Source organism: uncultured Lactobacillus sp. (assembly GCF_947367125.1).
GTDB lineage: Bacteria > Bacillota > Bacilli > Lactobacillales > Lactobacillaceae > Lactobacillus.
The window spans coordinates 23,125-48,000 of record NZ_CANBCQ010000017.1 but is presented as its reverse complement, the minus strand read 5'-3'; the positions used below and the strand labels follow the sequence as shown (position 1 = coordinate 48,000).

Genomic DNA, 24,876 nt, shown 5'->3' with positions numbered 1-24,876 from the left:
AAGGACGATCAAAACTCACTTAAGAATTTTGATCGTCCTATTATTATGGTCTAGGAGCTAGTTTTTTCCCAGACACTCATTGAAATTAATCAATATTGTTACGATATAAGCTGACCACTTTACCTAGAATTGTAACTTTAGGCAAGATGATTGGAGCCATGGTATCATTTTCTGGTTGTAAACGGTAATGATCTTTTTCTTTATAAAAACGCTTGACTGTTGCTTCATTTTCTTCGGTCATGGCTACGACAATCTCACCATTATTAGCAGATGATTGCTTACGTACAATTACCTCGTCGCCGTCTAAAATGCCAGCATTAATCATACTTTCACCGTGAACTCTAAGCATAAATAGGTCACCAGCATCGCTCTTTAAATCTGGTGGTAGTGGGAAGTAATCTTCAACATCTTCAACGGCTAAAATTGGTTGACCGGCAGTAACTACACCTACTACTGGAATTTCCTTCGGCTTAATTCCCAATTCTTTCTTACCTTCACGGGTAATTTCAAGGGCACGAGGTTTAGTAGCGTCTTTGACTAGCCAGCCCTTTCTTTCAAGTCGTGCTAAATGACCATGAACTGTTGAAGTGGAAGAAAGACCGACTGCAGAACAAATTTCTCTAACTGTAGGTGGGATACTACGTTTCTCAACTGTATCGTAAATATATTGCAAAATTTCTAATTGTTTTTTATCACTTGTTTTTCTTGGCATTTTTTAATTCTCCGTTTATGTAAAATGGTATCTTATATTATATACTAAGTTTACCAAAAAATGCCATCGATCTCAAACAGGCGTTCTTAAGAATTTTTGCTTTTTTTATGATAAAAAATAAGGTAGACTAATGATTGTTAATGTGAGGTGGAACTATTATGGATAATAAAGATGCAATGAGTAAAGAAGAAGAAAAAAAGGTAACAGATCGAATTAATGAACTTTACCATAAGAAAGAAAAAGAAGGATTAACTCCTGAAGAAGAAGCAGAAAGAAAAGAACTGCATAAGAAGTTTTTAGCTAACTTTAGAGCAGCTTTTAAACAAGATGTTGAAAACATGGTTATCTTGGATAAGAATGGTAAAGAAGTTACTTCAGAACGAGCTAAACGTGCTCAAAGAAAAAAAGGACTTAGAAAAGATTAACTAGCTCTTTTAATAAGTTAGAGGATTATGATAAAATGTAAATATTAGTTAGATGGAGGATTTAATAAGATGAATTTAGGTTTAGCAATTTTTTTGATCATTGTTGCGCTCTTGGTTGGTGCTGTAGCAGGTTTCTATGGTGCAAGAGCATACATGAAGAAGTACTTTAAGGAAAATCCTCCTATTAGTGAAGATATGATCGTTGCTATGATGTCTCAAATGGGACAAAAGCCTTCAAATAAGAAGGTACATCAAGTAATGAACATGATGAAACACCAACAAAAGTAATTAATTTAGATTATTTTTGGAAAGAGGCGAAGGATTTTTTTCGTCTCTTTTTTGTGCAATTTTTAAAATGAGGTGAAATATGGGAATATTTAGCAAACTAGGTTGGTTTTTTAAGGCTGAAAGAAAGCGCTACATTATTGGGATTACTTTCTTAGCGCTGACGTCCTTAGCCAATTTAGTACCACCGCGCGTATTAGGCTTGATGGCTGATCAACTTGATCAAGGACATATTTCCTGGGGCCAATACGGAATGCTGATCATTGCCGTTTTAGCCGCAGCGCTCACTCTTTATATTTTGCGCTATTTCTGGCGTAAGCAAATCTGGGGTGGAGCGGCAGAATTGGAACGGCAGATGCGGTCAAAGTTATTCGATCATTTTATGATTATGGACCGAACTTTTTATCAGCGCCATCGAACGGGTGATTTAATGGCACATGCCACTAATGATGTTTCCGCTATTCAGAATGTAGCTGGAGACGGTGTTTTAACTTTAGTTGATTCTTTAGTTATGGGGCTGTCAACAATGATCGCAATGATTATTTTTGTTGATTGGCGTTTAACAATTGTCGCTTTATTACCGTTGCCATTTTTGGCTTTGGGAGCTTGGAAGCTAGGCGATCATCTACATGATGCTTTTGATAAATCACAAGCTGCGTTTTCAAAGTTGAATAATAAGACACAAGAATCCGTTTCGGGTATTAAGGTGCTTAAAACTTTTGGTCAGGGCAAAGAAGATACTGCAGCCTTTGATCGAATGGTTGATGAAACAATCAATGTTAATAAAAAAGTTTTTGTTTGGGATTCATTGTTTGATCCTTTAGGTACCATAGTCATTGGTGCTACATATGTAATTACCATTATTTATGGCGGCTTATTGGTAATTAATCGAATTTTATCGATTGGTCAATTAGTTTCGTTTATTGCTTATATTTCTAATATGGTTTGGCCAATGTTTGCAATAGGGTATTTATTTAATATCCTAGAGCGTGGTAGTGCTAGCTATGATCGAGTAGAAAAATTGCTTAATGAAAAACCATTAATTACTGATGCTCATGCAGATCAGAGTATTACAGTTAAAGATTTGCAAGGTGATTTAAAATATAATATTAAATCATTTGCCTATCCTGATGAACCAGAGATTCCAGTTTTACAGCAGGTTAACTTTACTCTAAAGCCAGGCCAAACTTTAGGCTTAGTTGGTCGAGTCGGTGCCGGTAAGACGACAATTATTCAATTGCTTTTGCGAGAGTTTGATCAATATGATGGGCAAATTACTTTAAATGGTAAGGATATTAGAACAATTCCACTGAAAGTATTACTTAGCCAAATTTCTTATGTACCACAAAATAACTTTTTGTTTTCAACTAGTATTGGTCGAAATATTGCTTTCTCTTCTGAAGAAGCGAAAAAAGAAGATATTACAACAGCAGCTCAAAAAAGTGATTTACACGATGATGTTTTACAAATGCCTAAAGGCTATGAAACATTAGTTGGTGAAAATGGGTTATCGCTTTCAGGTGGTCAAAGACAGAGAATGTCGATTGCCCGTGCGTTGTTAAAAGATAGTCAGATCTTGATTTTGGATGATGCCTTATCAGCAGTTGATGCGAAGACTGAAACTGAAATTTTATCATCATTAAGAAAAGAGCGAGCAGATAAGACTACGATGATTGCAGCTCACCGCTTAACTTCTGTCATGGATGCGGATCTGATTTTAGTTTTAAAAGATGGGCGAATCGTTGAACGAGGCAATCACCAACAACTTTTAGACGAAGATGGTTGGTATGCAGAAATGTGGCGTAGACAAGAGTTACAAGCAAAGGTGGCTGAAGATGTAGATGAATAACGAAGAACAACATGAATCCGTCTGGTCGAAGACAATTCCGTTTAAAGAACAAGTTGACATTTTTAAACGACTAATGGGCTTTGTGAAGCAATTTAAATTTGAAATGATCATTGCTTTAGTTGGAGCTTTTGTTGTCAGCATAATTAATATTCTTTTACCAAGGGGTTTGCAATATTTCTTAGATCATTTCTTGTTACACCAAAATACAACGGTGCAAGTGATTCTTTTTGCAGGATTATTGTATGCTTTAGGCTCTATTTTAAAGGTAATTATCCAGTTTACTTATCAATATTTCTTTGCCTTAGGTTCAGAGAAAACATTAGAAAGTGTCAGAAGAGCGCTTTACCGTAAGTTACATAAATTAGGGATGCGTTATTTTGACCAAACTCCAGCTGGTTCAATTGTTTCAAGAGTTACTAATGATACAATGACTTTGAGCAATTTTTTGACTGTTCTATCAACTTTTGTAATTGGTGTTTTCTCTGTAGTAACAGCATTAGTAGCGATGTTTACTACTAATGTAGTTGCTGGCTGGTTAATTTTGCTTTTTATGCCAATTCTGTTATTTGTTATTTGGCTTTACTCTCAAAGAAGTTCGCGACTTTATCGTAATTATCGTGAACGGCTTAGTCGAATTAACGCTAATTTGAACGAATCAATTGAAGGAGTCTCTGTTATCCAAGAGTTTAATCAAGAAAAACGGATGACCCACAATTTTGAAGGTGAAAATGGTGGATTAATGAATACTCGTTTTAATATGATTCGGGTTAATTCACTATTATTGTCGCCTTTAACCTCATTGCTTTATTCATTAGCCTTGGCTGTTTCATTGATGTATTTTGGTTTTCCATTACGTGAGACTTTTGTACCAGCCGGTGTGGTATATGCTTTTTCACAATATATTTCACAGCTGTTTAACCCGATTTCAACTATGATGGACCAAATGACTTTCTTCCAAGATGGGATTGTTGCTGGTAAAAGAATTTTTTATATTTTGGATGATACGCAATATGAACCTAAACAAGATGCACAAGCCGGCTTAACAATTAGCAAAGGGAAGATTGAATTTAAGCATGTGAGTTTTTCATATGATGGCAAACATGAAATTTTGCATGATATTTCTTTTGTGGTTAACCCAGGTGAAACATTAGGAATTGTTGGACATACTGGTTCAGGAAAAAGCTCAATTATTAATGTGATGATGCGCTTTTATGAATTTGGTCAAGGTGAAGTTTTAATCGATGATGTTGATATTCGTAAATATCCTAAAGAGGAGTTACGCAAAAAACTTGGATTAGTTTTGCAAGAGCCATTTATGTTTTATGGTGATATCGCTTCTAATATTCGTTTATATAATAAGCAGATTACTGATGCTCAAATTAAGGCTGCGGCTAAAGCAGTTCAAGCTGATCAATTTATTGAAAAAATGCCAGGTAAATACCATGCAAAGGTAATTGAAGGTGGAGAGGAATTTAGTCAAGGGCAACGGCAACTAATTTCTTTTGCCAGAACTTTAGTCACAGACCCTAAAGTTTTAGTATTAGATGAAGCAACTGCTAATGTTGATACCGAAACTGAAACTTTAATTCAGCAAGGTCTAAAACGTTTACGTAAAGGACGGACCACTCTAGCAATTGCCCACCGGCTTTCAACTATTGCCGATGCTGATCAAATCATTGTTTTGGATAAAGGACGAATTATTGAGCGCGGTACTCATGAAGAATTATTAGCGCAAAAAGGCTATTACTATAACTTGTATACTTTGCAAAATAATGAAAATAAGGATAATTAATTTTGAGGACGTTTGTTTAGTAACGACGTCCTTTTTGCTATAATAATGAAAAAGTATTAAATAATTATGAATATTTGTAAGGAGAAAAAATGAGAAGATATTTTGCCGTTCGTGGTGGAGCTGGCGATGTTGCACAACCGGATCTTAATGTCAAACCACAAGATAATTTGTATTTAGCTGTCAATTCAGAATGGTTGTCTAAAGCTAAAATCCCTGCAGATAAGACGTCTACTGGGATTAACTCTGAACTAGATCAACGAATTGAAGATCGGGTAATGAAAGATTTTGCTGATGTTGCAGCAGGTAAAGAAAAAATGCCTGATATCAAGGATTTTGGGAAAGCAATTGCTTTATATAAAATTGCCAAAGATTTTGACAAAAGGGATGCTGAAAAAGCTAATCCAATTCAAAAAGATTTACAAAAGTTATTAGCCTTGAGTAGCTTTAGTGATTTTGAACAAAAGGCTGCTGATTTATTTATGGGTCCATATACTTTGCCATTTGTCTTTGATGTTGATGCTGACATGAAGAATACTGATGTAAATGTGCTTCATTTTGGTGGACCAAGTACATTTTTACCAGATACTACGACCTATAAAACAGCTGATGCCAAAAAACTCTTGGATATTTTACAAGATCAAAGCATTAATTTGTTAATGATGGCCGGGGTTGGTAAGAGTGAAGCACGTACTTATGTTGCCGATGCTTTAGCTTTTGATCAAAAATTGGCTAAGATTGTTAAATCAACCGAAGAATGGTCAGATTACGCAGCAATCTATAATCCAGTAAACTATGCTGAATTTATTGCAAAGTTTAAGTCATTTAAGATGGCTGACTTTATGGCTGCTGTTTTGCCAGTTAAACCAGAGCGGATCATTGTAATGGAACCACGTTTTCTTGATCATGCTGAGAGTTTATTAAACGAAGCTAATTTTGCCGAAATTAAAGGCTGGATGTTGGTTAAATACATTAACAATGTAGCTAGATTTTTGTCTCAAGCTTTTCGAGAAGCAGCATTTCCATTTAATCAGGCAATTACTGGTACGCCACAATTGCCAACTCAAATTAAACAAGCTTATCGTTTAGCAAATAATGCTTTTGATGAAGTAGTCGGCATTTTTTATGGGCAAAAGTATTTTGGAGCTAAAGCCAAAAAAGATGTTGAAGACATGATTCATAAGATGCTCAAGGTTTATGAGGAAAGAATCAAATCAAATACCTGGCTTTCTGCTGAAACGAAAAAGAAGGCAGTAGTTAAGCTAAAAGCCTTGGTCTTAAAGATTGGTTATCCAGATAAGATCGAAGAAATCTTTGATTTACTGCAAGTTGATCCTGAAAAGAGCCTCTATGAAAATGAAGCAGCAATGTCGACAGTGCGTACTAAATATATGCTGGCTAAATTAACTAAGCCGGTTGATCGTTCGGTATGGTTAATGCCAGGTAATTTAAATAATGCCTGCTATGATCCACAAAGAAATGATTTAACTTTCCCAGCAGGAATCTTGCAGGCACCGTTTTATGATATTAATCAATCGCGCGGTGCTAACTATGGCGGTATTGGTGCAACTATTGGTCACGAAGTATCACATGCTTTTGATAATAGTGGTGCTAAGTTTGATGAACGAGGAAATATGAATAATTGGTGGACTGATGCAGACTTCGCTGAATTTAATAAGCGAGTTGGCCAAATGGTTGATATTTTTGATGGTTTACAATATGGTCCAGCTAAAGTGAATGGTAAGCAAGTTGTTGGTGAAAATATAGCTGATTTAGCTGGACTTGCCTGTGCTGTCCAAACTGGAAAAGATGATGGTGCCGATTTAAAGGATCTTTTTGAAAACTATGCTCGTAGTTGGATGCAAAAACAACGTCCTGAAGCAATCAAAACAGAAGTTCAAACCGATGTCCATGCGCCGCAGCCAACTAGAGTAAATATTCCAGTACAATGTCAAAATGACTTTTATGAAGCTTTTGATGTTAAGCTTACTGATGGTATGTGGCTTGATCCGCAAGATAGAATTAAAATTTGGTAAAAAATAAGCGTTGATCAAAATCAACGCTTATTTTGGTTCTTATTTATCTAACATATATTTTCTAGTCATTGGTAAATTGGTACCTGAAGGACCTTTAACTAAAAGATATTGAATTACATCAATATTGCCTGATTCAAATGAAGCTGCACAAGCGTTGAGATACATGTCCCACATCCGAGTGAAGCGTTCACCCATTTTATCTTGGATTTGATCACGAGCTGCATTAAAGTTCTTGTCCCAAATTTCAAGAGTTCGTTGGTAATGACGACGAAGGGTTTCCATATCAGTAATTTGCAAACCACTATTAACGATATCGCCAACAATTTCTTGCAGACCAGGAATATAACCACCTGGAAAAATGTATTTATTAATCCAGGCATTAGTAGCTCCACCTTGTTGACGAGTAATGCCGTGAATTAAGGCAGAACCATCTTTATTTAAATACTTGGAAATATCTTGGAAATATTTTGGAAGATTTTCTGAACCTACGTGTTCGAACATACCGACAGAAGTGATGTAATCCCAATGTTGATCACCGAGTTCACGGTAGTCTTCAAGTCTAACTTCTGCTACATCTTCTAAGCCTTCATCGTAAATACGCTTTTGAACTAGTTTATATTGTTCTTCACTAAGTGTAACGCCAGTAACTTTGAGGCCATATTCCTTAGCAGCGGTAAGCATTAATGTGCCCCAGCCACAGCCAATGTCAAGCAGCGTCTTACCCTTTTGTGGATGAAGCTTGTTTAAGATATGGTGCACCTTAGCAATTTGTGCTTGTTCCAAATCATTTTCATTGCCATCTGCAAAGTAAGCACATGAATAAGTCAAAGTAGGGTCAAGCCATAATTTGTAAAAATCATTACCGATATCGTAGTGGCTTTGAACATCTTCTTCACTTTGCTTTTCTGTATGCTTTTGCTTAGGCAGAAATTTACGGAATTTAGAAGCACGCATAAAACTATCAGCACTCTGGTAAGCACCAAGGATTAGTTTTTGAATATCACCGTGAATTTCAATTTTCTTATCCATGTAGCCTTCGCCTAAGGCAAGGGATGCATTACGAGTAATGTCACCCATTGGAATTTTTTCGTTAAAAACAATTTCAATTTCTGGCTCACCGTTGCCGTAAACTTCACTCTTACCGTCCCAGTAGGTTACTTTAACAGGAAAGGGGAAGGACTTGCTAAGCATCATTTTATAAAAAGTTTTTTCTAACAATTGCTTTTTCCTCCAATATTTAAAACCTAAAAGTATTTTAACACTTCTTTCTTTTTATTTGCCAATGGGATGAGAGCAAAATAAAAAACAGCTAATAGCTGTTTTATTTGGCAACATAATGGAAATTAGGGTCTAATTCTTTATCCAAGCTATTCCAGGCATCTTCAAGTTGCTTGAATAAAATTTGTTCATTTTCATGAGTTAATTTAGTTTTACGATCAATTGTAATTGGATCACCAAAGTTAACTTCTAGGGGTTTGCGCTTAAGCAGTCCTTTAAAAGTTAATGGACCTTGATAAACGACGGGTACCATTGGCTTTTTGGACATTTTAGAAATTAAAAGTACGCCACCTTTTAATTCAGCTGAATGACGGGTTCCTGAAGGAAAAATGATCAATGAGAGTTTTCCTTTTCTAAGACCTTTAACTGGAATTTTTAAAGCCGATGGTCCAGGATTTTTTCGATCAACTGGAAAAGCATGAGCATGATTAAGAATAAAGCGCAAAATTGGATTTTTAAATAGTTCAATTTTAGCCATAAACATGAATTCCATCGGGCTTGCACCTAAGGCAAATAAAAGTGGTTCCCACCAGGTTCGGTGTGGTGCTACTAGAATATAGTTGCCTTTTGGCAAACAATCTTTATGGTGAATATGTAAATGGCCGTTTAACACCCAAACGATGAAACGGACAATCGGGCGAATAATTTTGTAAAACATTTTGTCCTCCATTTTAATGTAAGTTATTATAAAAATAGAATGACGAGAAAGGCAAATATTTTTATGGTAGAACTGAAAGATAATGAGCGAATTGACTACATGTATAGCGATAATCTACGGATTATTCAGGATAAAACGGCTTTTAGTTTTTCAATGGATACTTTATTTTTGGCATATTGGGCTAAAGATCTGATTCGTGATAAGGATAAAGTGGCAGATTTATGTGCTGGCAATTGTGCTGCCACAATTTATATGGCTTATTTTAACCGAGCTCATTATGATGCAGTTGAAATTCAAGATGAAGTTTATTCTCAAGCTGTGCGTTCGGTAGAGCTCAATGAAATGGAAAATCGAATTTCAGTTTATCAAGATAATGTGCTAAATGCTCCGCATTTTTTGCGTAAGGATAGTTATGATGTGGTGACGGTAAATCCACCGTATTTTAAAGCTCCAGAAGGTCATGAAGTTAATCCAGATCGCAAAAAAGCCATCGCTCGCCATGAACTTTTGATTAATTTAGAGCAAATAATTGAAGTGGCTAGTGGCTTGCTTAAGATGAAGGGCAAGATGTTCATGGTACATCGACCAGAGCGACTAGGTGAGATTACTTACTACTGTATAAAGCATGATTTGAGTATTAAAATGGTGCAGCCTTTTGTGCCACATCGCGGTGAAGATGCCAATTTAGTGATCGTTGAAGCTGTTAAACATACAGGGACTGACGGAACTGTTTTAAAAGATGCAGTTGAAGTTCATGAAGCAAACGGTGATTTTACGCCATTAGTTCAGCGAATCTCTCGAGAAACTGAAGAAGATAAGGCTAAGCATGAAGCACAAGGCAAATACTATTTTTATGTATTATTGTGCAATGATGGCAGTTTTTATGGTGGCTTTACCAATGACTTAGAGCATCGCTTAAAAATGCATAATTCTGGGAAGGGTGCTAAGTATACCAAAACGCGGCGGCCTGTACGAATGATTTATCATGAACAGTTTGACGATAAACGCTTAGCTTTGAAACGAGAATACTGGTTTAAGCATCATTCACGAGCTTGGAAAGAAAAATTTTTGCACGAGCATAATATTAAGTTTTAGCCTTGCAAGTCTGAATTTTTTCTTGTAAAATATTCGAGTATGCTGTGTCAGCATATAAATTTTAAAACACATCAAGAGCGATCATCATTGTGGTGCCCTGGGTAGTGGTTAGATGATGAAATGAACGCTTGAGAGGATATAAAACCATAGGAGGAATTTAATATGGCAGACGTTGTTACAATGAAGCAATTGCTTGAAGCAGGTGTCCACTTTGGTCACCAAACTAGAAGATGGAACCCAAAGATGGCTCCTTACATTTTCACTCAAAGAAATGGTATCTACATCATTGACTTGCAAAAGACTATCAAGATGTTAGATGATGCTTACAACTTTATGAAGGCTGTTGCTCAAGACGGTGGCGTTTTCTTATTTGTAGGTACTAAGAAGCAAGCTCAAGACTCAATTGCTGAAGAAGCAACTCGTGCAGGTCAATACTACGTAAACCAACGTTGGTTGGGTGGTACTTTGACTAACTGGTCAACTATGCAAAGCCGTATTAAGAGATTAAAGCAATTGAAGCAAATGTCAGAAGATGGTACTTTTGATGTTCTTCCAAAGAAGGAAGTTGCTCTCTTAACTAAGGAGATGGATAAGCTTGAAAAATTCTTTGGCGGTATCGAAGATATGCCAAGAATTCCAGATGTCTTATTCGTAGTAGACCCTAAGAAAGAAAAAATTGCGGTTCACGAAGCTAACATTTTAGGTATCCCAGTTGTAGCTATGGTTGATACCAACACTGATCCAGATCCAATCGATGTAGTTATCCCATCAAACGATGACGCTATTCGTGCTATTCGTTTGATCGCAGGTGCTATGGCTGATGCCGTTGTTGAAGGCCAACAAGGTCAAGACGATGAATCAGTTGAAGTTGACTTCAAGGAAAATGCAGACGGTTCAGAAGAAATCGTTAGCGCTGAAGAAAACCCAGAAGACTAGTTTTTATTGTTAGTTCCGTAGGAGGGACCTATTAATGGCACAAATTACTGCAAAATTGGTTAAAGAATTACGTGAACGTACTGGTGCCGGCGTTATGGACGCTAAGAAGGCATTGGTAGAAGTTGACGGTGACATGGACAAGGCTATTCAATACCTTCGTGATAAAGGTATGGCTAAGGCCGCTAAAAAGGCTGACCGTGTTGCAGCTGAAGGTTTGACCGGTGTTTACGTTAATGGTAATGTTGCAGCTATTACTGAAGTTAACTCAGAAACTGACTTTGTTTCTTCAAATGACAAGTTTGTTAACTTAGTAAAGGAAGCAACTAAGACTATTGCTGAAGGTCAACCTGCTGATATGGAAGCAGCTAAGGAATTAAAGATGGACGATGGTTCAACTTTAGACCAAGCATTTGTTAATGCTACTGCTACTATCGGTGAAAAGATTGTTTTACGTCGTTTTGCTTTAGAAAAGAAGAACGATGACCAAGAATTTGGTGCTTACCAACACAATGGTGGTCAAATTGGTGTTATTACTGTTTTGGAGGGTGCAGATGCTGCTACTGCTAAGCACTTAGCAATGCACATTGCTGCTATGAGTCCTAAGGTTATTTCACCAGAAGAATTGGACGATCAATTTATTACTGATCAATTAGCTGTTATGAACCACAAGATTGATCAAGACAATGAAAGTCGTGAATTGGTACACAAGAAGCCATTACCACACCTTGTTTATGGTTCAGAAAAGCAATTAACTGATGACGTTTTAGCTAAGGCTAAGGAAGATATCAAGTCTGAACTTAAAGAAGAAGGTAAGCCAGAAAAGATCTGGGACAGAATTATTCCAGGTAAGATGCAACGCTTTATCGATGATAATACTCAAGTTGATAAGCAATTTGCAGTTTTATCACAAGACTATATTATGGACGACAGCAAGACTGTTGGCGAATTCTTGAAAGAAAAGGGCGCTAAGTTAGTTGCTTTCCAACGTTATGAAGTTGGTGAAGGTATCGAAAAGAAGCAAGAAGACTTTGCTGCTGAAGTTCGTGAACAAATGAAATAGTTAGTATTACTATACTATGATAGAAAGGAGGAGTACGTTAGGTACTTCTCCTTTTTTGTAAAATTTTTCTAGTGTTCTATTTCTAAGGGACATTGCAGTGTTAGATATGGTAGAATAATTAAAGCTATTAGAGGAGGTCATTATGAGTCAAGTTAAATATAAACGCATCATTTTAAAAATATCAGGAGAAGCTTTAGCAGGTGATAAAGGTACGGGAATTAATCCAACTGTAATTAGTCACTTGGCTAAAGAAATCAAATCAGTTCACGATTTGGGCGTTGAAATTGGTATCGTCTGCGGTGGCGGTAACATGTGGCGCGGTGAGACTGGTGCTAAGCTGGGTATGGAACGTGCCCAGGCAGATTACATGGGAATGCTGGCAACTATTATGAATGGTTTAGCTTTACAAGATGGTCTTGAAAAAGTTGGCGTTCCAACTAGAATGCAGACTTCAATTGAAATGAGACAAATTGCTGAGCCTTACATTAGAAGAAGAGCTTTACGTCATCTTGAAAAAGGTCGTGTAGTTATCTTTGGTGGTGGTACTGGTAATCCTTACTTCTCAACTGATACTACTGCAGCTCTTCGTGCTGCTGAAATTGGCGCAGATGTAATTTTGATGGCCAAAAACGGTGTGGATGGTGTTTATTCAGCTGATCCAAAGACTGATCCTTCAGCAACTAAGTTCTCAGAATTAACACAACTTGATTTAATTTCAAAGGACTTAAAGGTTATGGACAGAACTGCTAGTTCACTTTCAATGGATACTGAAATTCCATTAATTGTCTTTAATGTTAATACCCCAGGTAACATTAAAAAGGTTGTATTAGGTGAAAATATTGGTACTGTTATTAGAGGTGATAAATAATGAATAATGAAACTATTGAAAAAGCAAAAACAAAAATGGCTGATTCTATTAAGGTCTATCAAAAGCGCTTGGCTTCTATCCGTGCAGGTGTAGCTAATGCTGCTCTTCTTGATAATGTTCAAGTAGAATACTATGGCGCACCAACTCCATTGACTCAAATGTCTAGTATTACTATTCCAGAACCACGTGTATTATTGATCACACCATATGATCAAAACTCATTAGATGATATTGAGCATGCGTTATTAGCTTCAAATTTGGGCTTAACTCCTGCCAATGATGGTAAGGTAATTAGATTGGTTATTCCTCAACTTACTGGTGAAAGAAGAGAAGAAATCGCTAAGGAAGTTGGTAAGTTTGCCGAAGAAGCTAAGATTGCTGTTAGAAATGTTCGTCGTGATGCAATGAATACATTAAAGAAAGACGAAAAGAATGGTGACATTACTGAAGATGAACAACGTAATTTAGAAAAACAAGTTCAAAAAGTAACTGATGATGCCGCTAAGCAAATTGATCAACTTGCTGATGAAAAACGTAAGGAAATTACTCAAGGTTAAAGATGAGTAGTAAAGGTAATGAATTAAATCATTTAGCCATTATTATGGATGGTAATGGTCGCTGGGCTAAAAAGAGACACAAGCCGCGTTTTATTGGACATCGCGAGGGAATGGATAATGTTGAGCGGATTACTTTAGCTGCTGATAAGTTAGGTATTAAAGTACTGACGCTCTATGCTTTTTCTACTGAAAATTGGGCCAGACCTAAAGAAGAAGTTGCTTATTTAATGAATCTTCCTGTTCGTTTTTTTGACAAGTATATGCCAACTTTAATGGAAAATAATGTCAAAGTGAACATTATGGGGTATCTAGATGAATTACCTGAGAAAACTTATCGAATAGTTCAGCGTGCTATGTCAGAAACAGCTAATAATACTGGCTTGATTTTGAATTTTGCTTTTAATTATGGCTCCAGAAGAGAAATTACCTCTGCTATGAGGGAATTAGGCGGAATGATTGAAGCCGGCTTGCTTACAAGTGAAAAAATTACTGAAGAGATGATTTCAAATCACTTAATGACAAGTAATTTTGGCCCCTATCGAGATCCAGACTTATTAATTAGAACCTCTGGTGAACAGCGAATTTCTAATTTCTTATTATGGCAATTAGCATATTCAGAATTGGCTTTTAGTGATAAAAATTGGCCAGATTTTGACAAAAATGATTTAACAAAATTTGTAGAAGATTATAAGCACCGCAATCGGCGCTTCGGTAAGGTAGACGAATCGGATAGTTAATTATGAAACAACGTACAATTACGGCAATTGTTGCCCTATGTCTTTTTATTCCAATTGTGCTCGCAGGTGGCCTTTGGATGGATTGGTTGACTGTATTATTTGCAGCAGTCGGAATTAGCGAAATCTTTTTAATGAAGAAACAAATTCTAGTTTCTTTTGATTTCCTATTAGCTTTACTTGCAACCTTAACTTGGACAGTTCCAGATTCATTTTTTAAAGTATTTCCTTCGAATATTACCAAATTAGGTGTGTTCTATGGAATTATTATGTTGTTTTTGACTTGGACTGTTCTTTCAAAGAATAAAACTACATTTGATGATGTAGGTGTATATATTTTAGCTGCACTTTATATTGGAATTGGTTTTCACTATATGGCAGCTATTAGAGCATATCCACAAAATGGCTTAGCTCTTTTAGGTTATGTCTTTGTTGTTGTTTGGTCCACTGATATTGGTGCCTACATGATTGGACGTAAGATTGGTAAACATAAATTATGGCCAGTTATTAGTCCTAATAAAACATGGGAAGGCTCAATTGGTGCAGTTATTTGTGCCTTAATTTGCAGCGCAATTTATATGGCAATTATCGGTAGTTTTGGCATTCACTTTGGTGTGTCAGAATTAACAATGGTTATTTTGGCCTTCTTCTTGTCAATTGTTGGTCAAATGGGTGACTTAGTTGAGTCAGCTTATAAGCGTTTCTATGGTGTAAAGGACTCTGGTAAAATTTTACCAGGTCACGGTGGCATTTTAGATCGTTTTGATAGTATGCTATTTGTTTTGCCTGTAGTTGCAGCAATTTTAGGTATTGTTCATTAGGAGAATTTTTATTGAAGGGTATACTAATCTTTATCGTCGTTTTTGGTATATTAGTATTTGTCCATGAATTTGGACATTTTATTGTAGCCAAAAAGTCAGGGATCTTGGTTAGAGAATTCTCAATTGGAATGGGCCCAAAACTTTTTCAAATTAGACGAAATCCCACCACTTATACCATTCGTTGGTTACCACTTGGTGGGTATGTTCGTTTAGCGGGTTCTGATGATGAAAGTAAACTCGATCCAGGAATGACCGTCGTTTTACAATTAAATAAGCAAAATGAAGTTGTTAGAATTGATGCTTCAGAAAGCGAAATTCCAATTGAAGGAATTCCTGTACAAGTAACCAAAGCTGATTTAGTAGATGATTTAATAATCGAAGGTTACGAAAATGGTGACGAGAATAATCCAGTAAGTTATCATGTTTCTCATGATGCAACTATCATTGAAAAGAATGGTACTGAATTAATTATTGCACCACGAGATACACAATTTAATCAAGCTAATGTTTGGCAGAAACTTGCAACTAATTTTGCTGGTCCTTTTATGAATATTCTTCTAGGTTTTGTAGTATTTTTAATTTGGACATTTACAGTTCCAGGACCAGCAACAACTACAGTTGGTTCAACTCAGGCCAATTCACCAGCCCGTGCTGCAAAAATTGTAGCAGGCGATCAGATTATGGCAATTAATGGTCATAGAATTACTGATTTTGAACAAGTATCGCAAGAGATTAATCAAAGTAAAGGCAAAACTTTACGTTTTGAATTAAAGAAAAATGGTCGGACTAGAACAGTTTCAGTTAAACCAACAGCTCACAAAATTCAAAAGCAAACTGTTTATCAAATCGGAATTTTAGCTAAGAGCAATGAAAGTGCAGCTGTTAAGTTGAAGCGAGGATGGGATACGGCTGTATCAACAACTGGCTTAATTTTTAGAGCTGTTGGCAATTTATTTAGTCATTTCAGTTTAAATAAGTTGTCAGGACCAGTTGGAATTTACTCTCAAACTTCACAAGTATCGCAAATGGGCTTTACTTATGTATTAGCCTTTTTGGGAATGATTTCGATTAATTTGGGAATTGTAAATTTAATCCCGATTCCAGGTCTTGATGGTGGTAAACTTTTATTGAACTTAATTGAATTAGTTCGGGGGAAACCAATTTCTGAAGAGCATGAAGCAGTTGTTGAATTAATTGGTTTCGGTTTATTATTAATTTTAATCATTGCAGTTACAGGCAATGATATTTATCGCTATTTTATAAAATAATAGATAATTTTATTTTTACTTTAGGAGATAAGAATAAGAATGCGTCAATCAAAATTTTTTATGCCAACTTTAAAGGAAGCTCCATCAGATGCCGTGGCTGAAAGTCATAAGCTGATGATTAGAGGTGGGTATATTCGCCAAGTTACAGCAGGTGTTTATGCTTATCTTCCATTAGGTTACCGTGTTTTACGTAAGGCAGAAAACATTATTGAACAAGAAATGGACAAGATTAATGTTCCAGAGATGATCATGCCTCACTTATTACCTGCAACTTTGTGGCAAGAAAGTGGTCGTTATAAGAAATACGGTGCAGAAATGTTTAAATTAAAGGATCGTCATGGTCGTGAAAGTTTACTTGGACCTACACATGAAGAAACCTTTACTGAGATTATTGCTAAAAACTTGAAGAGTTATAAGCAAATGCCACTTGCTTTGTATCAAATTCAAACTAAATTCCGTGATGAAAATAGACCTCGTTTTGGTCTTCTTCGTGGTCGTGAATTTGTGATGCTCGACGGTTATAGTTTTGCAGCAACTCGTGATCAATTAGATGAACAATTTGATGATCAAAAGAATGCTTACAAGCGTATCTTTAAACGCGCAGGTGTTACTGTTCATCCAGTAATTGCTGACTCAGGAACAATGGGTGGTAAGAATTCTACTGAATTTCAAGCTCCAGCAGCAATTGGTGAAGATACTATTGCTACTAATGAAAAGGGTACTTATGCTGCTAACCTTGAAATGGCTAAAAGTATTGATACTTTTAAGCAAGAACCAGAAGAGTTAAAAGAATTAAATAAGGTGGCAACTCCAGATTGCGATACCATTGAAAAGTTAGCTAAGTTTCTTGACGTTCCAGCTACTAGAATCGTGAAGGGTATTCTTTATATTGCTGACGATCAAAAAGTTTTAGTATTAATTCGTGGTGATAAGCAAATTAATGAAGTAAAATTAGGTCATGTTTTAGATGCTGATGAAGTTCGTGAAGCAAATACTGAGGATTTAGAGGCTATTACTGGTAGTGCCAAAGGTGGTGTAGGTCCAGTTAATGCTGATTGGGCAGATAAGATTATTGCCGATGAAACCGTTAAGAATCTTTACAATGTTGTAGTTGGCGCTAACGAAACTGATTACCAATATGAAAATGCTAATTTAGATCGTGACTTTAAGGTTGACGAATTTGCTGATATTAGAGTAGCAAATGAAGGCGAACCAGATCCAGTAGACCAATTACCACTTAAATTCACTACTTCAATTGAAGTTGGGCATATCTTTAAGTTGGGCACTTACTATACTAAAACTATGGGCGCCGACTTCTTGGATCAAAATGGTAAAGCTAAGCCTGTGATTATGGGTTCATATGGTATTGGTGTTACTAGAATGTTATCAGCTGCTGTAGAACAGCATTTGACAGAACGTGGTGTAGCATGGCCAAAAGAAATTGCTCCATTTGCAATTCATATTGTTCAAATGAAGATGAACAAGGAAGATCAAACTGAATTAGCTGAAAAACTTGAAAAGAAATTCAGTGAAAAGTATGATGTTTTATACGATGATCGTAAAGAACGTGCAGGGGTTAAGTTTGCTGATGCTGACTTAGTTGGTGCACCAATCAGAATTACGATCGGTAAAAAAGCTGCTGATGGCATTGTTGAGGTTAAACGCCCAACTGATGACAAAGCAACTGAAATGTCAATTGATGAATTAGATAAGTTTGTAAATCAAGAGTTAGGATAATTTTTGTGGCAAATAAAAACGATCTTTTCTTAAAATTGCTCAAACAGGTTCACTTTCCTGATAGTTTTGAAGACAATGATCTTCTACAAAAAGGAAAAGTTGAAAACGTGGATGTTTACGCTAAAGAACACAGGTGGGATATCCACGTTTTTTTTGATACTCCTTTGATGTATGACACCTACGTAGCATTAAGAAAAGCTATAGAGGAAACATTTTCCTCATTTGTAAATGTAAGATTTTATGTTGGAACAGCTGACGGTTCAGATCAGTATTTACTAGATTACTGGCATTATGCAGTTCAAAATTCAAATATTTTACAACCAGTAGCACGTGAATTTTTAGCTGGACAAAAGCCTAAAAAGGTTGATGGTCGATGGGTTATTCCGGTTGACAATAATGTGATTGATGGCTTGATTGAACAGAAGGCATTAGATGATTTGGCTGAAGAAATGCGTGATTATGGTTTCTTTAATTTAAAATTCATTACCCAGCTTGATCAAACTAGTTCGAAAAATAATTTAGAAAGTTTGCAGGAACTACAACAAGAGCATGAAAAAAGTATGCAAGAAGTTTTTGAAAAGACTCCTGACAAGCCTAAACCTCAACCTAAGCAATATCCAACGAGACGTACCAATTATGGTAAACGTAAATTAGATGAAAATGCACCAATTAGTCAAATTAAAGAACTAGAAGATGGTGTTCGTAATGTTGTGATTGAAGGAAACATCTTCAATATTGAAAATCGTGAACTTAAATCTGGTGCAGTTATCTTTTCTGGTGAAATTACTGATTACACTGATTCAATTGCATTTAAGAAATTTGTGTCTAATAAAGATGAAATTGATGAATTAACTGCAATTAAGCCAGGAACCTGGGCCAAGATGCAGGGATCAGTTGCAGATGATCAATATATTCATGACGTAGTTTTCAATATTAATAGTTTACAGACTGTTGAACACATTGGTCGAACAGAAAAGTATGAAGGTGAACCTAAACGTGTAGAACTTCATGTTCATACCAATATGAGTCAAGTTGATGCAACTAATACTCCAACCGATTTTATTAAAACAGCTAAAAAGTTTGGTCAAAAGGCAATTGCGATTACCGATCACGGGGATGTGCAGTCGTTCCCTGAAGCTTTTAGTACTGGTAAGGCCATGGATATGAAAATATTATATGGTGTAGAAGCTAATATGATTGATGATCAAGCTTTGTTAGTCTTAAATCCAGCGCCAATGACGTATGAAGATCGAGAGTTTGTTATCTTCGACGTGGAAACTACCGGATTATCATCTGTTTACGATACCATTATCGAAATAGGTGCAGTTAAAATGAAGAATGGAGAAGTACTAGAACGCTTTGATAAATTCATTAATCCGCACCATCCTTTAAGCGAACAAACTATTAATTTAACTTCAATTACCGATGAAATGGTTGGAGCTGCTGATGATGAAGCGGTGGTCATTAAACAATTCCAAGATTTTTATGGTGATCGGCCGCTATGTGGACATAATGTTCAATTTGATGTTGGGTTTGTTAATGCTGCATTAAGACGGGCGGGTCTAAAAGAGATTACCCAGCCTGTAGTTGATACGCTTGAAGTATCAAGATTATTGCACCCCGAACAAAGTCGCCATACTTTAGATTCATTAGCTAAAAAATATAATGTTTCTTTAGAGCATCACCACCGTGCTAATCAAGATGCAGAAGCAACTGGGTATTTGATGTTTAAATTATTAGATGCTTTTAATAAAAAGTATCATGAAGATAATTTAAATAATTTAAATAATTTAAATGGTTATGCCGCACATGGTGAGGTTTACAAACGTGCACGTCCTTCGCATATGACAGTTCTCGCCAAAGATCAAGCTGGATTAAAAAATCTTTATAAACTAGTTTCTATTGCCAGCACCAAGGACTTTTTCCGAATTCCTCGTACGCCTAAATCAGATTTGGCTCGTTTACATGAAGGATTGCTTTATGGTTCAGGATGTTGGCAAGGCGATGTCTTTATTGCAATGATGCAAAAAGGATATGATGAAGCACGTGAAAAGGCTAAGTTTTATGATTATCTTGAGGTGCAACCTCCTGCAACTTATTCACAGTTGATTGCTGATGGATTGATCAAGGATGAGGATCAATTACATGAAATTATTGAGAATATTGTTAAGTTGGGCAAGGAATTGAATAAGCCGGTTGTAGCTACTAGTGATGCTCACTATGTTGACGAAAAGGATGCTATTTATCGTAAAATTTTAATTGCAGCTCAACGTTCAAATCCTAATCGAAACAAACCACAACCAGATTTGCATTTTTATTCAACACAAGAGATGCTAGACGCATTTTCATTTTTAGGCGAAGATGTTGCTAAAGAAATCGTCATTGACAATACTAATAAGATTGCTGATGAGATAACGGAAATTGAGCCAATTAAAGATGGCTTATATCCACCACATATTGAACATGCCGATGAAGAAATGAAAAAGCTGACTTATGATAAGGCCTATGAGTTATATGGTAAGCCACTACCTAAGATTGTTAAGGATCGAATTGATCTTGAATTGAACTCAATTATTTCAAATGGGTATGCGGTTATTTATCTGATTTCTCAGCGTCTAGTAGCTAAATCCAATAAAGATGGTTATTTGGTAGGTTCACGTGGTTCTGTTGGTTCTAGTTTAGTAGCGACAATGTCAGGAATTACGGAAGTAAATCCGTTAGCACCGCATTATCGCTGTCCTAATTGTAAATATTCACAATTTTTTGAAAATGGTGAATATGGATCTGGGTTTGACTTGCCAGATAAAGATTGTCCAAAGTGTGGTACTCCTTTAGTTAAAGATGGACAGGATATTCCATTTGCGACTTTTTTAGGTTTCCATGGAGATAAGGTACCTGATATCGATTTGAACTTCTCAGGTGACTATCAGCCAGTAGCTCACAATTTTATTCGAGTAATGTTTGGACCTGATAATTCTTATCGTGCGGGAACAATTGCGACTGTTGCAGATAAGACTGCATATGGTTATGCTAAGCACTATGATGAAGAGCACGATTTGAAATTGAGAAATGCAGAGCTTGATCGTTTAGCTGCTGGGGTTCGTGGTGTTAAAAGAACTACAGGCCAGCACCCAGCTGGAATTGTTGTTGTTCCTGATGATATGGATATTTATGACTTTACTCCGGTATCATATCCAGCTGATGATGTAAATGCTGCTTGGCTAATTACTCACTATGATTTCCATTCAATCCATGACAACATTTTAAAGTTTGATATCTTAGGACACGATGATCCAACTATGATTCGTCACTTACAGGATTTGTCCGGAATTGATCCATTAACTATTCCACCAGATGACCCTGGAGTTATGTCATTGTTCTCAAGTCCTGATATTTTAGGCGTTACACCTGAACAAATTCAGTCAAAAACGGGAACATTAGGAGTTCCGGAATTTGGTACACGATTTGTTAGAGGGATGCTAGAAGAAACAAAGCCAACCACATTTTCTGAATTATTGCAGATTTCCGGTTTGTCTCACGGTACCGACGTATGGTTAGGCAATGCTGAAGATTTAATTAATCAGGGAATTTGTAAATTAAAGAACGTAATTGGATGTCGTGATAACATCATGATGGACTTGATTCACTGGGGAGTTAAGCCAGAAGTCGCCTTTTCTACGATGGAATCGGTTCGTCATGGTCGCGGTATTAGTGATGAAAATATGGCTGTTTTGAAGAAGAATAAGAATATTCCAGATTGGTATATTCCTTCTTGTTTAAAGATTAAGTACATGTTCCCTAAAGCGCACGCTACTGCTTATATTTTGATGGCTTTGCGAATTGCTTGGTTTAAAGTATATTATCCAGAAATTTATTACACTGCTTATTTCTCAGTTCGTGCTGATTTATTTGACTTAGTTGCCATGAGTCATGGTAAAAATACTGTTAAGGCAGCAATGAAAGAAATTCAGGATAAAGGAATGGATGCTTCAGCCAAGGATAAAAGTTTGTTAACTGTTTTAGAGATCGCTAACGAATGTCTAGAACGAGGCATAAAAATTAAAATGGTGGATCTTGATCAATCTGAAGCAACAGACTTTAAGATTTTAGATAAAAACACGATTTTAGCACCGTTCAATGCGGTTCCAGGTTTAGGAGACAATGCAGCCAAGCAGATTGTGGCTGCCCGTGCTGAAAAGAAATTCTTATCCAAAGAAGACTTGGCCAAGCGCGGAAAAGTTTCACAAACTATTATGAATTACTTTGAAGAAAATGGTGTTCTGGATGGAATGCCAGACGAAAATCAATTATCGCTTTTCTAGAGACTAAATTTTACAAAATTATGCAAAACGTGGTATACTACTAGAGAAGTTCGAATAGGTAAATTCGAGTGAGCAGTAATGCTCACTCTTTTTATTACGGAGGAAAATTTTTGTCTAAAGTTATAGATTCTGTTCGTCCAGTTGTCGAAACAATTATTGATGAGCATGGTGACATGTTAGTTGATATGGAATACGTTAAAGAAAAAGGGCAAAATTATTTGCGCATCTATGTTGATCGTCAACCAAATGGAATTGACATTGATGAGATTGCAGCTTTAAGTGAACTTGTTTCTGAAAAGCTGGATTCCCTTGATCCTGATCCGCTTCCTGATCCTTATGTTTTGGAATTGTCGTCTCCAGGTGCTGAACGTCCCATTAAAACAAAAGCTGATTGGGAAAAAGCACTGAATGATTACATTCATATTGGTCTTTATCAAAAAATTGAGGATAAGAAAATGTATGAAGGTACATTAAAATCTTATAATGATGATGAGATCGTATTAGAGATAAAAGATAAAACAAGACGAAAAACATTAACTGTTCCCCGTAAGTTAATTGCAAATGTACGTTTTGCAATTGAATTTTAGAAAGGCTGATCAAAAACTTATGTCTAAAGAAATGCTAGAAGCGTTTGCTACCTTGGAAAAGACCAAGGGCATTAAGCAAGATGTTATTGTTGATGCAATTAAGGCCGCTTTGGTAGCTGCATACAAGAAAAATTATAATCAAGCACAAAATGTTGAAGTTGATTTTGACGAAAGAAAAGGTAACTTCAAAGTCATGGCTGTAAAAACAGTTGTTGATGAAGTTCAAGATGATCGTCTAGAAGTTAGCTTGAAAGATGCTTTAGCAATTAACCGAGCTTATGAAGTAGGCGACGAAATTCGTTTTGAAGTAACTCCTAAAAACTTTGGTCGAATTGCTGCTCAAACTGCTAAGCAAGTTATTATGCAACGCTTGCGTGAAGCAGAAAGAAATCATATTATCGATGAATACTCACAGTATGAAGATGAATTGGTTACTGGAACTGTTGAAAGACGCGATAACCGTTTCGTCTATGTTAAGATCGGTAATGTTGAAGCTGTTATGCCTCATCGTGATCAGATGCCAAATGAAGTTTATAACCCACAGGATCAAATTCGTGTACTTGTAACCCATGTTGGTTCAGATAGTAAAGGAGCACAAATTACTGTTTCTAGAACTGCTCCAGATATGGTTAAGCGATTATTTGAACAAGAAGTTCCAGAAATTTATGATGGAACTGTTGAAATCGTTTCAATTGCTCGTGAAGCAGGTGACCGGACCAAGATGGCAGTTAAGTCAAATGATCCTAACATTGACCCTGTAGGTACCTGCGTTGGTCAAAAAGGTGCTCGTGTACAAAATGTAGTTAATGAACTCGGTGGCGAAAATATCGATATCGTTAAATACGAAGAAGATCCATCTGACTTTATTGCCAATGCATTGAATCCAGCAGAAGTAATTGCTGTTCAATTTGGTGATGACGAGGAAGAAAAGAGTGCCTTGGTCATTGTGCCAGATTATCAATTATCACTTGCAATTGGGAAGAAAGGTCAAAATGTTCGTTTGGCTGCTCGTTTGACAGGCTATAAGATTGATATTCGTCCTGAATCTGAAGTAGAATTTGTAGATGAAAAATCTAATGATTCAGCTGACACTAAGGATGAAACTGTAGATTCAGATAGTAACGAAGTTACTGAAAATGTTGAAGACACAGAAGCAGCATCTGCTCCTGTTAGTGATGAAGTAGCAAATGATGACGCTACCGCAGAAGATTCAAGCGAAGAAGATAAAACTGAAGAATAGGTGATTTTTTGAAAAAAAGAAAAATCCCAATGCGGAAGGATTTATTAACCGATACAATGCAGCCTAAGAAAGAACTAGTGCGCATTGTCATTGATAAAGAAAAGAATGTATTTGTTGATCCAACTGGTAAAAAAGCTGGTCGTGGTGCATATGTTTCACTTGATCCAACTAAGATTGAAGCTGCTAAAGAAAAGCATGTCTTGGAACGTAGCTTGGGTGCTAAAGTTCCAGACACTTTTTATGATGAACTTTATTCTTATGTTGATCATCAAAAAGCAAGAAAAGAATTATTTGGTGATAAATAAGATTGCAAAATAGACAAAAAGCAATTAATTTGTTAGGTTTAGCTAAGCGTGCCGGTAAATTAACTACAGGTACAGAAACAGTTATTAGTGAACTTAACAAGCATAAAATCAAAGCAGTTATTATGGCTAGTGATGTCCAAGACAATACAGCTGAAAAGGTAAACCGCGCTGCCAGAAAAGATAATATTCCTATGATAACTATGTTTACTGCCAGTGAATTGTCCAAAGCAATTGGTAAGAAACGCAAGGTTTTAGGATTAACTAATGCTGGTTTTGCTAAGGCATTAGTTAAAAAAGTAAATGAAGGAGTGTGA

22 protein-coding genes are annotated in these 24,876 nt (G+C 36.3%); 19 read left to right on the top strand and 3 right to left on the bottom strand.

Features of this window, described 5'->3' with window-relative positions; translation table 11 throughout:
• Positions 1–85: 85 nt before the first annotated feature.
• A complete protein-coding gene (gene lexA, locus Q0Y84_RS06140) occupies positions 86–712 on the bottom strand; it encodes a transcriptional repressor LexA (RefSeq protein WP_297951660.1) in 627 nt (208 codons plus the stop codon).
• A 158-nt stretch (positions 713–870) separates the two neighbouring features.
• Here lexA and Q0Y84_RS06135 point away from each other — a divergent pair, with 158 nt between their 5' ends.
• From Q0Y84_RS06135 to Q0Y84_RS06115, 5 genes are all read left to right on the top strand, one after another.
• Positions 871–1,137, top strand: a complete 267-nt coding sequence (locus Q0Y84_RS06135) for a DUF896 domain-containing protein (protein ID WP_013086506.1) — start codon at positions 871–873, stop codon at positions 1,135–1,137.
• A 69-nt stretch (positions 1,138–1,206) separates the two neighbouring features.
• Complete coding sequence (locus Q0Y84_RS06130) at positions 1,207–1,425, top strand: YneF family protein (RefSeq protein WP_191451078.1); 219 nt, start codon at positions 1,207–1,209, stop codon at positions 1,423–1,425.
• 79 nt (positions 1,426–1,504) lie between these two features.
• Positions 1,505–3,271, top strand: coding sequence for an ABC transporter transmembrane domain-containing protein (locus Q0Y84_RS06125; protein ID WP_297951658.1), 1,767 nt, complete (start codon positions 1,505–1,507; stop codon positions 3,269–3,271).
• Positions 3,264–5,063: an ABC transporter ATP-binding protein gene (locus Q0Y84_RS06120; protein ID WP_297951657.1), complete on the top strand. Its 1,800-nt coding sequence runs from the start codon at positions 3,264–3,266 to the stop codon at positions 5,061–5,063. Before Q0Y84_RS06125 ends, Q0Y84_RS06120 begins: the two co-directional genes overlap by 8 nt.
• Positions 5,064–5,152: 89 nt before the next feature.
• Positions 5,153–7,096, top strand: coding sequence for a M13 family metallopeptidase (locus Q0Y84_RS06115; protein WP_297951656.1), 1,944 nt, complete (start codon positions 5,153–5,155; stop codon positions 7,094–7,096).
• Positions 7,097–7,135: 39 nt separating this feature from the next.
• Here the strand turns inward: Q0Y84_RS06115 and Q0Y84_RS06110 are convergent, their stop codons facing one another.
• Both Q0Y84_RS06110 and Q0Y84_RS06105 read right to left on the bottom strand, forming a co-directional pair.
• Positions 7,136–8,314, bottom strand: a complete 1,179-nt coding sequence (locus Q0Y84_RS06110; protein WP_297951654.1) for a cyclopropane-fatty-acyl-phospholipid synthase family protein — start codon at positions 8,312–8,314, stop codon at positions 7,136–7,138.
• A gap of 103 nt (positions 8,315–8,417) precedes the next feature.
• Positions 8,418–9,032, bottom strand: a complete 615-nt coding sequence (locus Q0Y84_RS06105; RefSeq protein WP_297951653.1) for a 1-acyl-sn-glycerol-3-phosphate acyltransferase — start codon at positions 9,030–9,032, stop codon at positions 8,418–8,420.
• Positions 9,033–9,095: 63 nt separating this feature from the next.
• On the opposite strand from Q0Y84_RS06105, the gene Q0Y84_RS06100 reads away from it, so the two are divergent.
• The 14 genes from Q0Y84_RS06100 (at position 9,096) to Q0Y84_RS06035 (ending at position 24,876) form a co-directional block, all read left to right on the top strand.
• The gene (locus tag Q0Y84_RS06100; protein ID WP_297951652.1) at positions 9,096–10,127 is read left to right on the top strand and encodes a GIY-YIG nuclease family protein; all 1,032 of its coding nucleotides are present in this window, start codon (positions 9,096–9,098) and stop codon (positions 10,125–10,127) included.
• A 162-nt stretch (positions 10,128–10,289) separates the two neighbouring features.
• A complete protein-coding gene (gene rpsB / locus Q0Y84_RS06095) occupies positions 10,290–11,063 on the top strand; it encodes a 30S ribosomal protein S2 (protein WP_005719291.1) in 774 nt (257 codons plus the stop codon).
• A 34-nt stretch (positions 11,064–11,097) separates the two neighbouring features.
• Positions 11,098–12,123 (top strand): translation elongation factor Ts, encoded by a 1,026-nt coding sequence (tsf, locus tag Q0Y84_RS06090; RefSeq protein WP_297951651.1) that lies wholly within the window; start codon positions 11,098–11,100, stop codon positions 12,121–12,123.
• Between the two features lie 142 nt (positions 12,124–12,265).
• The gene (pyrH, locus tag Q0Y84_RS06085) at positions 12,266–12,991 is read left to right on the top strand and encodes a UMP kinase (RefSeq protein WP_297951650.1); all 726 of its coding nucleotides are present in this window, start codon (positions 12,266–12,268) and stop codon (positions 12,989–12,991) included.
• Positions 12,991–13,548 carry a ribosome recycling factor gene (frr, locus tag Q0Y84_RS06080; RefSeq protein WP_297951649.1) on the top strand — a complete coding sequence of 186 codons (558 nt, stop codon included), beginning with the start codon at positions 12,991–12,993 and terminating at the stop codon, positions 13,546–13,548. Before pyrH ends, frr begins: the two co-directional genes overlap by 1 nt.
• Positions 13,549–13,550: 2 nt before the next feature.
• Positions 13,551–14,285 (top strand): isoprenyl transferase, encoded by a 735-nt coding sequence (locus Q0Y84_RS06075; RefSeq protein ID WP_297951647.1) that lies wholly within the window; start codon positions 13,551–13,553, stop codon positions 14,283–14,285.
• A 2-nt stretch (positions 14,286–14,287) separates the two neighbouring features.
• Positions 14,288–15,103 (top strand): phosphatidate cytidylyltransferase, encoded by an 816-nt coding sequence (locus Q0Y84_RS06070; protein ID WP_297951646.1) that lies wholly within the window; start codon positions 14,288–14,290, stop codon positions 15,101–15,103.
• 11 nt (positions 15,104–15,114) lie between these two features.
• Positions 15,115–16,371 (top strand): RIP metalloprotease RseP, encoded by a 1,257-nt coding sequence (gene rseP, locus Q0Y84_RS06065; RefSeq protein ID WP_297951645.1) that lies wholly within the window; start codon positions 15,115–15,117, stop codon positions 16,369–16,371.
• A 39-nt stretch (positions 16,372–16,410) separates the two neighbouring features.
• Positions 16,411–18,108, top strand: a complete 1,698-nt coding sequence (locus Q0Y84_RS06060) for a proline--tRNA ligase (protein ID WP_297951644.1) — start codon at positions 16,411–16,413, stop codon at positions 18,106–18,108.
• 5 nt (positions 18,109–18,113) lie between these two features.
• Positions 18,114–22,430: a PolC-type DNA polymerase III gene (locus Q0Y84_RS06055; RefSeq protein ID WP_297951642.1), complete on the top strand. Its 4,317-nt coding sequence runs from the start codon at positions 18,114–18,116 to the stop codon at positions 22,428–22,430.
• A 110-nt stretch (positions 22,431–22,540) separates the two neighbouring features.
• Positions 22,541–23,017 (top strand): ribosome maturation factor RimP, encoded by a 477-nt coding sequence (gene rimP / locus Q0Y84_RS06050; protein WP_297951641.1) that lies wholly within the window; start codon positions 22,541–22,543, stop codon positions 23,015–23,017.
• 19 nt (positions 23,018–23,036) lie between these two features.
• Positions 23,037–24,257: a transcription termination factor NusA gene (nusA, locus tag Q0Y84_RS06045; protein WP_297951640.1), complete on the top strand. Its 1,221-nt coding sequence runs from the start codon at positions 23,037–23,039 to the stop codon at positions 24,255–24,257.
• Positions 24,258–24,265: 8 nt separating this feature from the next.
• A complete protein-coding gene (locus Q0Y84_RS06040; RefSeq protein WP_297951639.1) occupies positions 24,266–24,562 on the top strand; it encodes a YlxR family protein in 297 nt (98 codons plus the stop codon).
• Positions 24,563–24,564: 2 nt separating this feature from the next.
• Positions 24,565–24,876 carry a ribosomal L7Ae/L30e/S12e/Gadd45 family protein gene (locus Q0Y84_RS06035; RefSeq protein ID WP_297951638.1) on the top strand — a complete coding sequence of 104 codons (312 nt, stop codon included), beginning with the start codon at positions 24,565–24,567 and terminating at the stop codon, positions 24,874–24,876.